This is a genomic window from Lactobacillus taiwanensis DSM 21401 (assembly GCF_001436695.1).
Lineage (GTDB): Bacteria > Bacillota > Bacilli > Lactobacillales > Lactobacillaceae > Lactobacillus > Lactobacillus taiwanensis.
In genome coordinates this window covers 20259-33685 of record NZ_AYZG01000011.1, presented here as the reverse complement: position 1 = coordinate 33685, position 13427 = coordinate 20259, and the positions used below count along the sequence as shown (strand labels likewise).

Sequence of the window (13427 nt, the reverse complement as noted above, 5' to 3'; positions counted from 1 at the left end):
ATTTTACCACATTTTAAATAAATAGATAGCTCATATTTTATTTTTCTAATTCATAAAAATATTGCTTAATATTTCGCTTATCTTGATCTAATTGACGAGATAAATCCTCTATCCCAGAAAATTTTTCATTCTTGCGCATAAACTTATACCAAGCTAAAGTTAATTGCTTACCATATGCTTCCTCATCAAAATCAAAAATATTAGTCTCAATAGTTAATCCATGATTCGTTTTAAAGGTTTCATTATAACCAACGCTAGTCATCGCATCATGCCACTTTCCATTTATTTTAGCTCGCGTTGCATATACACCTTCAGCTGGTAGAACCTTTGACCCTTCAATTTCAAGATTTGCAGTTGGAAAACCGATTTTATGACCTCTTCTAAATCCATGCACAATAATTCCGGAAGTTTCATATGGCTGCCCTAACAAAGCGGCTGCCAATTCCACGTTTCCACGTTGAATAACCTTTCTAATAAAAGTTGACCCAACTTTTATCTTATCTATTGCTTGTTTTGGCTCCACTACAATTTTAAATCTATCTTTAGCAAACTTAGGAAAATTTTCTACATTAGCAATATCTTTGGGACCATAAGTATAGTCAAAACCCACTACTACTGTATCAGCCTTGAGTTTCATTACCACCTGATCAACAAAATCTTGAGGTGAAAGCTGGCTAAATTCTTTAGTAAATTTAATAATGACTAAATAATCTACTCCCAACTTCTCCATTTTATGCTCTTTTTCTCGCTCAGTTTCTAAATAGACAAACTTATGATCATTTTTATATATTTCTTTAGGATGTTTATCAAAAGTCATTACCATTAATGGTAAATTTTTCTTTTCTGCTATTAATTTAGCATCTTTAATTAATTTCTGATGTCCAATATGCACCCCATCAAAAAAACCTAAACTTAAAACTACCTTTTCATTCGTAATAGGTGCTGTAATAGGATAATCCAAGGTTATTATTTTCATGTTCTACTCTCGCTATTCATTTTTTAAAAGCATCATCTCAGGACAATAAATTTTCCCTTTCCGTTGATAAATAGCTTTTATATATCCATTATAAACCAACGCGACCTTGGCATAATTAGTATTTAAATCAATACCGGCTCCATTTGAAACACGTTTAAATTGATCTGGAGAAAGTTTTATTTTAGGTAAGTCGACAAAAAAGCTATCAATCGGTTGTAACCACTTTTCTGGAGTATCTATTTCTGCCTCAATTGTTTCTAAATCTACAGCCTGGCTAATATCAAAACCAGAGCTACTAGTTCGGGTAAGGCTAGTCATTACGGCTGGCACACCCAGCTTTTCTCCCAAATCATTAACTAAAGATCTCACATAAGTACCTTTAGAACAACGAATTGCAAAGTTAAAACTTTCTGTTTTTTCTAAAGGATCATATTCTGGATCTTGAGTTAATTCATAACTATAAACATTTACTTTTCTTTTCGGTCGTTCAACTGGAATATGTTCTCTTGCATATTCATAGAGTCTCTTTCCGTTAACTCTTACTGCTGAATAAATTGGTGGTACCTGCTCAAGTTTTCCTGTTAATTCTTTCATACCAACAATAATTTCATTACTAGTAAAAGGTGTAACTATTTCCTCTTCTGCAGTTGTTTTCCCATCCAAATCATAACTATCAGTTGCTCGGCCAAACATTCCGCTACCAATATATGACTTCGGCTTTTCATGCATTAATTCAATTAATTTTGTCGCCTGTCCAACGGCAATGGGCAATACACCATTTACTTCCGGGTCAAGAGTACCAGCATGACCAATTTTTCTAATATGTAAAATTTTTCTCAACTTATAGACACAATCACTACTTGTTACTCCACGTGGTTTATTTACAACTACAATTCCATTTAACATATCATTATCTCCAAAATAAAAGACGCCTTACGGCGTCCTTTTTATTTATTCTTATTTTCACGTTCTTGATCTTGCTTTTTAACTTGGTTGATTAAACTGTCAATTTTAGAACCATAAGCAACAGAAGTATCACGTTTAAAAATCAGTTCAGGAACTTTATAGACTGTTAGAGTTTGACCAAGCAAGTGACGCATCATTCCTTTTGCTTTATCAAGTCCTTCAGCTACCTCCTTTTCCTTTGCTGAATCATCTGTCAACAAGCTGTAATAAATAGTTGCATATGACAAATCATTTGTACATTCTACAGCTGTAATAGTAACATCACTCAAACGTGGATCACGAATATCCTTACGTAAAATCTTAGTTAACTCACGTAAAATTTCGCCTTCTACACGACCAATTCTATGTTTCATAATTAAGCTCCTTTTTGTGAAAAAAGATGCCTATTTAACAGGTACCTCTTGCATTTCGTAAGCTTCAAGTTGATCGTCAACCTTAATATCGTTGAAGTTTTCAATTGTGATACCACAATCAAATCCTTGCTTAACTTCCTTGACATCATCCTTGAAACGCTTAAGAGATGCAACTTTTCCATCATATTTAACAATACCGTCACGAATAACTCTAATACCGGAGTCTCTAGTAACATATCCGTTATCTACAAAGGCACCAGCAATTGTACCAATCTTAGATACTTTCCAAGTTTCACGAACAGTTAAGTTTCCAGTAACCTTTTCTTCGTATGTAGGCTCAAGCATACCCTTCATAGCAGCTTCAACATCATCCATAACTTTATAAATAATATTATAGAGACGGATATCTACACCTTCAGTATCAGCTTGACTCTTGGCAGTATTAGTCGGTCTAACGTTAAATCCAACAATAAATGCATTTGATGCGCCAGCTAAAGTAACATCAGATTCATTGATGGCACCAACACCAGAGTGAATGATATTAACTCGTACGCCTTCAACTTCAATCTTTTCAAGAGATTGTTGTAATGCTTCTGCTGAACCTTGAACGTCAGCCTTAAGAACAATGTCAACTTCCTTCATGTTCTCTTTCTTCATTGTATCAAACAAGTTGTCCAAAGTAACATGTTGTACATTTTCCCGTTGTTTCTCTAGAGCGTTCTTTGCACGTTGCTCACCGACACTTCTAGCAGTCTTTTCATCTTCAAAGACAACTAACTTGTCAGCTGCTTCAGGCACATCGTTCAAACCAGTAATTTCAACTGGTGTAGATGGTGTAGCTTTCTTAACGCGACGGCCCTTATCGTTAGTCATAACACGTACGCGTCCAAAAGTATCACCTACAACAATTGGATCTCCAACTTTCAGGGTACCTTGTTGAACCAAAATATCGGCTACTGAACCGCGTCCTTTATCAAGACGAGCTTCAATTACAGTACCAATAGCTTTTTGATCAGGATCTGCCTTAAGCTCCATAACATCAGCTTGAAGTAGAATCATTTGTAAGAGTTCTTCAACATTCTTACCAGTCTTAGCGGAAATCTTAACAAAGATTGTGTCTCCACCCCAATCTTCAGGAACTAAACCATATTTCATAAGTTGTTCCATTACATGATCAGGGTTTGCACCTGGTTTATCAATCTTATTGACAGCAACAATAATTGGTACTCCAGCACTTTTAGCATGGTCAATAGCTTCAATAGTTTGTGGCATTACACCATCATCTGCTGCAACTACCAAGATAACAATATCAGTAATTTCAGCACCACGAGCACGCATGTTAGAAAAAGCAGCATGTCCTGGAGTATCTAAGAATGTAATTAAACGATCATCAATTCTTACTTGATAAGCACCAATTTCTTGAGTAATACCACCAGCTTCATGTTCAGATACGTTAGTATGACGTAATCTGTCAAGCAAAGTAGTCTTACCATGGTCAACGTGTCCCATAATTGTAACAACTGGTGGGCGTTTTTCTTGATGCTTAGAAGCCTTAGATTCTTCCATTTCCTTAGTGTATAAAGTATCAATGTCAGAAATATCTTCATGCACTTTTTCTTTAGCTTCAATACCATATTCAGCTGCTAAGAGTTCAATAGTATCTTTATCTAAAGATTGGTTTTGGTTTGTCATGACACCAAGCATAAATAGTTTTTTAACGATTTCTGCAGGTTCTCTATGGAGAAGTTTTCCTAAATCTTGAGCATTCATGCCTTCTTCATAAACTAATGTTTCTGGCAATGGACGTTCCTTTCTTTGGGTTGGTTGCTTCTTTACTTCTTTACTTTGATTGATGCGTTTATTCTTTTTATTTCTACGACGACGTGCCTTATCAGAATGTTCGCTTCTTTCGCGTTCATAATCCGGCACTTCACGCTTTTTACGAGTAAAGTCTTTCTTACGAGTTGGTTTTGCTTCTTCTTTTTGAGGAGCAGGTACAACTGGAGAAATCGGTTCTACTTTCTTTACAGTAGGTCTTTTAGCCTTGTTTCTTGCCGGCGATGGTTTGATAATCTTAGGACCAACTGGTTTTTGTGAAGCTTGTACACGAGCTTTAACAGCTGCAGCTCCTTCGAGTTTTTCTTCTTTTGGCTTACGAGTATTTTCCACTTTTTTAACCTTTGATCTTTTAGGATTTTGTTCTTGATGCCACTTACGGCGGGAAGCTTCAGTCTGAGCATTTAGTTCACTTGCTTCAGCTCTTTGCTTCTTTTTAAACTTGCTTAACAAGTCACGTGCTGCTGGCTTAGATGAATTTTGTTTTCTATCTTCACCAGCATGATGATCGTTTTGTTGTTTCTTAAATTTATTGTTTCTGCGTTTATTATTTCCATGATGATTTTCATGGTCATTTTTATTATCACGGCGACGAATTGCACCAACAGAAACTTTTATTTTTGTCTTTTCATTACGATTGGGCTTTTTAGAATCCTTTTCAGTAGATGGCTTAGTCTCATTAGCAGACTTAAAACTATCTACTAACTTAGAAACTTGCTTATCATCTAGGGAGGACATGTGGCTCTTTACATCAAAACCCAAATCTTGTGCCTTTTTTACAACAATTTTGTTTTCAATGCCTAATTCTTTCGCTACTTCATAAATACGCTTTTTAGCCATCAAATCACACTCCTTCGTTTAAGTTCTTTTTTATTGCTTTACTGAATCCAGAATCTGTCACAGCAACTAATTTTCTCTCTTTTCCAAGAGCTTGCGTTATTTCTTGACTAGAAAAAATTTCAATAGTTTCTATTTTCTTTTTTCTAAGAAGAAATGCAAGTTTATCTTTAGTATTCTGACTAACATCGCTACCGATAAAAATCAGCTTTACTTGATTTTTATTCAAAGCTAATTTCACTGCATCAAAACCAGTTGCCAACTTTCCGGCTCTTTGAGCCAATCCAAGTAAATTTAAAGTTTTTTGTTTGTTTTGCAAAACTATTTATCACCAAACAATTCTTTTCTTGCTTTTTGATGATCAACATATGCATAAAGATCATCATAGAAATCAGCTGAAACTTTAACACCTAAACTCTTTTCTAAAACTTGATTTTTTTGCGCTTGAGCAATTTTATCAGGCTCTAAAGATACATAAGCTCCCCGACCAGACTTCTTGCCTGTGGGATCAACTGAAATATTTTTATCCTTATCAACTACAACACGCACCAATTCTTTTTTCGGCTGCATAGTATTAGTTAATAAATCTTTACGCATTGGAATTTTTCTTTTTTTCAAAGAAGGTCACCTATTCCTCATCTTTATCTGCATCATCATCTAGTGCTGAATCAACATCTTCTCCATTTGGGAAATCTTGACTTGGATCATCTTCAATTTGTTCAGCAATAGATTCTGGCGTTTCTTCGTTTGACGCTTCACTAGAAGTATCATCTTGACTAGATTCAGTTTCGTCATTATCAGACTCAACAAATTCAACTTGAGACTCAGGCTTAATGTCAATCTTATAACCAGTTAAACGAGCTGCAAGTCGAACATTTTGACCACGTTTTCCAATAGCTAGAGATAATTGATAATCAGGAACAATTACCAAAGCATTTTTGTCATCTTCATCTCCGCTAAATTGAACAGCAATTACTTCTGCTGGGTTTAAAGCATTAGCAATGAAATCGGATGGATTGTCTTCATATTTTACAACATCAATGTTTTCTCCACCCAATTCATTAACAATATTTTGAACCCGAGAACCTTTAGGGCCAACTAAAGTACCAACTGGGTCAATATCTGGATCATTGCTCTTAACAGCAATCTTAGTCCTATCACCTGCTTCACGAGCAATTGAAACAATTTCAACAGTTCCATCATAAACTTCAGGTACTTCTTGTTCAAAAAGACGTTTTACTAAATCAGGTGCAGTTCTTGAAACAGTAATTTGTGCACCCTTTGAATCAGAACCAACTCTAGTTACTAATACACGCACTTTGTCTTGAGGATTATAATTTTCACCTGGTAATTGATCATTGTGAGGCATTACAGCTTCAACATTACCAATCTTTACGTAAACAAAGCGATTGTCTCTTCTTTCAACTGTACCCGTTACAATTTCATCCTTATATTGAGAATATTCACTAATAATGTGTTCTCTTTCAGCTTCGCGTAAACGCTGCATAATAACTTGCTTAGCAGTTTGTGCAGCCAAGCGTCCAAAGTCCTTTGGAGTTACTTCGAAACGAATTTCGTCGCCAACTTCATAAGCACGATTGATTTCAAGAGCATCTTTAAGACTTACTTCAAGACGACTATCTTGAACTTCATCAACAACTGTCTTAATTGCATTAACTTTGAAATTGCCTTTTTTTTCATCAAAAACAACTTCTACATTTTGAGCTTGATTATAATTCTTTTTGTATGCAGCTACTAAAGCAGCCTTAATTGCATCAACAATGACTTCTTGCTTAATGCCTTTTTCTTTTTCTAAGGTTGCAAAGGCCTCGACCATTTCTTTAGACATAAGTTTTTGATCATCCTTTCTAAAATTCAACCGCAAAGCGACTAGAAGCAATTACTTTTCTAGGGATTGTTATTTCTTTGCGTCGTGTTTTGATCTTTACTTCTAAGACGATCCGATCTTGATTGAGATCTTTTAAAGTACCTTCAAAAGTCTTTTCTCCATCAATTTTTTGATAAAGACTAACATGAATGTATGAACCTTTGGCACGCTCCCAATCTTTTTCATTTTTAATTGGACGCTCTAGGCCAGGAGATGAAAGCTCTAAAATATACGGCTCAGGAAAAGGATCAGGATCTAATTCATCTAGTTTTTCTGATACCAATTCACTTAAATTTGCGATCTCTTCAATATCAATTCCGCCTGGGCGACGATCAACATAAATGCGAAGATAATATTGCTTCTTTTCCTTTACATATTCAACATCGACCAGTTCATCGCCTCGTGTCTCAGCTAAAGGCGTAACTACGTCTGCCACCAATTCGGTAACTTTTGTCAAATCTCTTCCTCCGTAATAAAAAGAGTGAGCATTACTGCTCACTCGAATTTGCTATTCGAACTTCGTTTTTAGAATAGCATATTTACTGCTATTTGTAAATTCTAACACTAAAATAGCGATAATTGATTTTGATCTGGCATCCCTTCAAGAACACCATTGTTTTCAAAATACTCCATGATTGTTTGAGATACTTTCCCACGTGTAGAAAGATCCTCTTTCGAAAGAAACTTTTGTTCTGCGCGTGCAGCAACAATTTGCTTAGCAGCATTGTCACCTAATCCTGGAACAGCATTAAATGGAGCCAAAATAGTATGATCATCAATAATTTTAAAATCAGTTGCTTCTGATTCATTTACATCAACCATCTTAATTTTTATTCCACGTTCCAAACATTCATTAGCAATTTCAAGAACAGTAAGTAATGATTTATCCTTAGCGGAAACATCCATTCCCTTATCCTGAATTTCTTTCATTGCTGCTTTAACCGTATTCTTACCATGACTCATGGCAACTAAATCAAATAGATCAGCACGTACAGAGAAATAGGAAGCATAGTAAATAACTGGATAATATACCTTAAACCAAGCAATTCTAAGTGCCATTAAAATATAAGCTGTCGCGTGGGCTTTAGGAAACATATATTTAATCTTTAAACAAGATGGAATATACCAATCTGGAATCTTATCGTTCTTCTTCAAGATTTCCATGTTTTCATCGCTAATACCTTTACCATGACGAACTGATTCCATTGTAAAGAAAGCTACCTCTGGTTTCACGCCCCAGTGAATCAAGTCCATCATAATGTTGTCACGACAACCAATTACATTCTTTAACTTACAAGTTCCGTTATTGATAAGATCTTCCGCATTTCCTAACCATACGTCAGTTCCATGAGACAATCCTGAAATCTGTAATAATTCTGAAAAAGTTGTTGGCTTAGTCTCTTCGAGCATCCCTCTAACAAACTTAGTACCAAATTCTGGAACTCCCAAAGTCCCCGTCTTTGATTGAATCTGTTCGGGCGTTACACCTAAAATCTCTGGACTTGAAAATAGTGACATTACTCCTGGATCGTCCGGTGGAATAGTCAAAGGATCAATTCCTGATAAATCTTGTAACATTCTGATCATCGTCGGATCATCATGTCCCAAAATATCAAACTTCAAAATATTATCGTGAATAGAGTGGAAATCAAAGTGTGTTGTAAGCCAAGCTGCACTTAAATCATCCGCCGGATATTGTACTGGTGTGAAATCATAGATATCCATATCATCAGGAACAACAACAATACCAGCAGGGTGCTGACCAGTTGTTCTTTTTACTCCAGATGCACCTGCTGCCAAACGATCAAGTTCCGCATTTCTTAAATGTAATTCATTTTCATCTTCATAATGTTTAACATAACCATAAGCTGTCTTATCAGCAACTGTCGCAATTGTTCCAGCTCTAAATGAATTATCAGGACCAAACATAACCCTAATATAATTATGAGCTACTGGTTGATAGTCCCCAGAAAAGTTCAAATCAATATCAGGAACTTTATCCCCGTGAAATCCTAAGAAAGTCGCAAATGGAATATCCTGTCCATCCTTTACTAATGGAGCTCCACATTTAGGGCAATCTTTATCTGGAAGGTCATAACCAGAACCATATTCTCCATTTTCAAAAAACTTAGAATATTTACATTTAGGACAACGATAATGAGGAGCTAGCGGATTTACTTCTGTAATTCCTGACATTGTAGCTACTAAACTAGATCCCACAGACCCACGAGAACCAACTAAGTATCCATCTTTATTCGATTTAGCAACCAAACGTTGAGATATTAAATAAATTACGGCATATCCATTAGAAATGATTGAGTTTAATTCAAGCTCAATTCTATCTTTAACTATTTTAGGTAAAGGTTTTCCATACAACTCATACGCCTTGTTATAAGTCAGGTCCTTCATTTCTTGATCCGCATTTTCAATATGAGGAGGATACAATCCACTCTTAATTGGAGCGATTTCTTCAATCTGATCTGCTAACTTATTAGTATTTTCAATAACAATTTCTTTTGCTATATCTTCTCCTAAAAAACTAAATGCATCTAACATCTCTTGAGTTGAATAGAAATGTAAATCAGGTAAATTTTTATTGCGATTAGGATTTCCTTTTTGAGCTGCCAATAAAATCTTACGATAAATTGCTTCATGAGGCTCAACATAATGTGAATCTCCGGTTGCTACCACTGGCTTATTTAATTCTTTACCCAGTTTATAAATATTCTGAATAATTTCATGCAACTCATATTCATCTTTAATTAAATCATCTTCGATTAAAGTTTGATAAGCAGCTGGTGGCTGAACTTCAAGATAGTCATAAAACTTAGCTTTTTCACGTGCTTCATCGTATCCTTTTTGCATCATCGAAATAAATACATCGCCTTGCCAGCAACCACTACCAAATAATAAACCTTTATGATATTTTCTTAACTCAGACTTAGGTGTACGAGGAATACGATAAAAGTATTTAGTGCTTGCTAAGGATACAAGTTTGTACATATTCTTTAGTCCTTCTTGATTTAAAGCAAGGACGCTCATATGACTTGGTTTAGCACGTTTATATACCTGACCATATTTAGCATAATCGTTCATTTTGCCCAAATCAGCTTCATGAAAGCGTGCATTAAACGCATCAAGTAATTTAAACATTAAATATCCAGTAGCTTCGGCATCCTGGTTTGCCCGGTGGTGATGTTCCAAAACTACATTATATTTTTTAGCCAAAGAATCTAGTGTATGACGAGTTTGTTCAGGATGAAGGAGTCTTGAAACTTCAAGTGTATCTACAACAGGTTGAGAAATTTCCTCTAGACCCGCACGACGTAATGCAGCATTTACAAAACCAACATCGAATTGTACATTATGTCCACACAAAGGTCGGTCGCCATAAAAATCTTTAAATTTCTTAATTACGTCCTTTTCATCATCAGCTGCTCCAACCATTTCATCAGTAATAGAAGTCAAATTAATGGTAGTATCACTCAAAGGATGATGAGGATTAATAAATTCATCAAATCGCTCAAGTACTTCGCCATTTTTCATTTTTACTGCACCAATTTCAATAATGGTGTCATAAACAGAGGAAAGACCTGTTGTTTCAACGTCAAAGATGACATATTCGCGATCACGATAATCCATTTCAGTAGGGTTAAGAACTAATAGAGCATGATCATCAATCATATTAGCCTCATAACCATACAAAACTTTCATCTTTTCACTTGCCCCAGTGTGATAAGCTTCAGGAAAGGCTTGCACATCAGCATGGTCCGTGATTGCAATTGCATTCTGTCCAAACTTTTTAGCAGTTTTAATGAAATCACTAGCTGTACTTGTAGCATCAAGTTGACTCATGTTGGTATGAAGATGCAATTCGACTCTCTTTTTTTCACCTTCATACTTTTCTTCTCGGCCTTTATGTTCAATTAATTCTAAATTTCGAATATTAAATACAACATCATGTTGATATTGATCATCAGCTGCATACCCCTGCATGCGTGCCCAAACTCCAGGCTTAATTCCTTTAAGATAATCAATTTGATCTTGATCAGAAACAAATTTCTTAAAGCTGATTGAATCAGTATAGTCAGTAATTTCACCCGTAAAGATTACACTTCCGGACTTTAATTCTCGAATATCTGTATTAAAAATATGTCCTTCAATGACAACATTTCCACTACCATCTTCCAAGTCTTGAATCTGAATAAATTGAGCTTTTCTATCAATTTTTTTGGTACCCATTCTTGTACTTTTAACAGGCATTTTCTTTTTGGGTTCAGCAGGGTTTTTCTCATAAAATTCCTGCATTGCAGATTCATGTTGAGCTTGTTGCTCTTCTAGACTTCTTAGATTTTCATCAATATTTCTTTCGTCAACTTTCGTTGTAAATTTAATATTAAAAAATCCATATCGTCTAAATTCGCTATTTAGTTCTGCTAAGACTTGTTCTGAAAGCAAACCATTAACTACTTCATTTTGAGTCGGAATAAGCCATTTTTCTTTTTCTAAATGAGGTGCCTGTCCCTGCAAAAATTCTCGAACAGCAGGCTTTAAATTATTTGAATTTTGAATAGCATAAGTCCAATAATCTGGTAATTTTTGACTGTTACCATCCTTTGTTTGGACTAACAATTCCACATCAACAAAAGGCTCAAAAGTTTGATGAATAAGTTCATTAAGGGAACGATATGTTTCAAAATCTAAGGGTGTATCAAAAAAAACGTGGATTTTCCACTTTCTTTCATTAGCGTATACATCCACGTTTTCAATTTCACCATTTTGGACAATATCATTATCTTCAAACTTATCAGGAAACTTAATTTGATCTAATAGTTTTTTGAAAAGTTCGTTCTTTTTTGTCACAAAAATTATCCTAACTCTTTTGTAATCACTGCATCCAAATCAGAAATATTAACTTCAACAGCTTTTTCGTCAGTTGGACGCTTAATTTCTATAATACCATCTTTTGCTTTACGGCCAATCGTAATTCTTAATGGCGCACCAACTAAATCTGCATCATTAAATTTAACGCCTGGACGCTCATTTCGATCATCGTATAAAACATCATACTTAGCTGAGAGCTCTTTTTCAAGTTTTTCAGCTAATTCAGTTTGAGTTTCATCTTTCATCTTCATCTGAATTAGATGAATAGCGAATGGAGCAATTTCCTTTGGCCAAGCAATTCCGTTTTCTGTTAAGTGTTGTTCTACAGCTGCTGAAAGCATTCTAGTTACACCAATTCCATAAGAACCCATAATAACAGGCTTAGCTTTACCATTATTATCTAAGAAATCAGCTCCCATAGTTTTGGTATAGTAAGTACCAAGTTTGAAGATATGCCCCACTTCAATACTGGTCGTAAACTTCAATGGTAAATGATCTACAGGATCTGGTTCTCCTTCATTTGCAACACGTAGATCAGCAAATTCATCGACTTTGAAATCACGATCTAAATTAGCATTTTGATATTGATAATCAGTTTCGTTTGCACCAACCACTACATTGTACAAACCTTTAACTGTTTCATCTGCGACAATCTTATCAGCCCAATCAGCGTTAACGGGACCAACCCCACCCTTAGCACTGCCAGTGATATCTTCAAGCTCAACCTTATTTGCTACATGAACATCATCAGCATCTAAAACATGACCTAATTTAACTTCGTTGATTTCTTTATCACCACGAATTAAAACTAATACCTTTTGATCATCAGCAATATACAAAATGCTCTTCACAATTCTAGTTGCTGGAACATTCAAAAATTTAGCCAATTTTTCAATTGTATCGCAATCCGGTGTAGCAACTTTAGTTAACTCTTTTGCTTCTTCTGGATCTTGCTTGAAGGTATCAATACTCTTTGCCATTTCAAGGTTTGCAGCATAAGTACCTTTTTCATTAGTAGCAATTGTATCTTCACCAATTGCTGCAGGTGCTTGAAATTCAGTTGAATTCTTACCACCCATTGTTCCTGAGTCAGCAATAACTGGGTGTACAGTAACGCCTGCACGATTAAAGATCTTTAAGTAAGCACTCTTTTGATCATCAAATTGCTCATCTAATTGTTCGCGAGTTGCAGCAAAGCTGTAGCCATCAAGCATTACAAACTCTCTTCCACGAAGCAAACCAAAACGTGGACGATTTTCATCGCGGAATTTAGTTTGGATTTGGTATAAAGCAAGTGGCATTTGCTTATAACTCTTCAAATTTTTAGCAACAATTTCTGTAAAAGTTTCTTCATGAGTTGGACCTAATAAACTTTCACGTCCATGACGATCTTGTAGCTTAAACATTTCTGCGCCATATTTTTTATAACGACCAGATTCTTGCCATAAAGTAGCTGGCAAAAGATGAGGCATAATCATTTCTGGCACATTAATATTGTCCATTTCTTCCTCAATAATATTTTCTGCCTTGCGCAATACTCGATAACCTAAAGGCAAATAAGCATAAACACCTGCAGTTACCTGACGAATATAACCACCTCTAAGCATTAGTTGGTGACTTTTTGCTACAGCATCAGAAGGTGCCTCTTTTAATGTTGGCATAAAAAATTTTGATTGACGCATTTATT

At 35.4% G+C, this 13427-nt stretch carries 10 protein-coding genes; all 10 read right to left on the bottom strand.

Features of this window, described 5'->3' with window-relative positions; translation table 11 throughout:
• Positions 1–37: 37 nt before the first annotated feature.
• Complete coding sequence (ribF, locus tag FD18_RS02660) at positions 38–976, bottom strand: riboflavin biosynthesis protein RibF (protein WP_057718423.1); 939 nt, start codon at positions 974–976, stop codon at positions 38–40.
• A 12-nt stretch (positions 977–988) separates the two neighbouring features.
• The gene (gene truB / locus FD18_RS02655; protein ID WP_057718422.1) at positions 989–1882 is read right to left on the bottom strand and encodes a tRNA pseudouridine(55) synthase TruB; all 894 of its coding nucleotides are present in this window, start codon (positions 1880–1882) and stop codon (positions 989–991) included.
• A gap of 41 nt (positions 1883–1923) precedes the next feature.
• Positions 1924–2295, bottom strand: a complete 372-nt coding sequence (locus tag FD18_RS02650; RefSeq protein WP_057718421.1) for a ribosome-binding factor A — start codon at positions 2293–2295, stop codon at positions 1924–1926.
• Between the two features lie 30 nt (positions 2296–2325).
• On the bottom strand, positions 2326–4971 hold the full coding sequence (gene infB / locus FD18_RS02645; RefSeq protein ID WP_057718420.1) for a translation initiation factor IF-2: 2646 nt from the start codon (positions 4969–4971) through the stop codon (positions 2326–2328).
• A 4-nt stretch (positions 4972–4975) separates the two neighbouring features.
• Complete coding sequence (locus tag FD18_RS02640; RefSeq protein ID WP_057718419.1) at positions 4976–5287, bottom strand: L7Ae/L30e/S12e/Gadd45 family ribosomal protein; 312 nt, start codon at positions 5285–5287, stop codon at positions 4976–4978.
• A gap of 2 nt (positions 5288–5289) precedes the next feature.
• Positions 5290–5586, bottom strand: coding sequence for an RNase P modulator RnpM (gene rnpM, locus FD18_RS02635; protein ID WP_057718418.1), 297 nt, complete (start codon positions 5584–5586; stop codon positions 5290–5292).
• A 10-nt stretch (positions 5587–5596) separates the two neighbouring features.
• Positions 5597–6817 carry a transcription termination factor NusA gene (gene nusA, locus FD18_RS02630; protein WP_057718462.1) on the bottom strand — a complete coding sequence of 407 codons (1221 nt, stop codon included), beginning with the start codon at positions 6815–6817 and terminating at the stop codon, positions 5597–5599.
• 19 nt (positions 6818–6836) lie between these two features.
• Positions 6837–7313: a ribosome maturation factor RimP gene (gene rimP, locus FD18_RS02625; RefSeq protein WP_057718417.1), complete on the bottom strand. Its 477-nt coding sequence runs from the start codon at positions 7311–7313 to the stop codon at positions 6837–6839.
• 107 nt (positions 7314–7420) lie between these two features.
• On the bottom strand, positions 7421–11719 hold the full coding sequence (locus tag FD18_RS02620) for a PolC-type DNA polymerase III (RefSeq protein WP_057718416.1): 4299 nt from the start codon (positions 11717–11719) through the stop codon (positions 7421–7423).
• Positions 11720–11724: 5 nt separating this feature from the next.
• Positions 11725–13422 (bottom strand): proline--tRNA ligase, encoded by a 1698-nt coding sequence (locus tag FD18_RS02615; protein WP_057718415.1) that lies wholly within the window; start codon positions 13420–13422, stop codon positions 11725–11727.
• Positions 13423–13427: the final 5 nt, after the last annotated feature.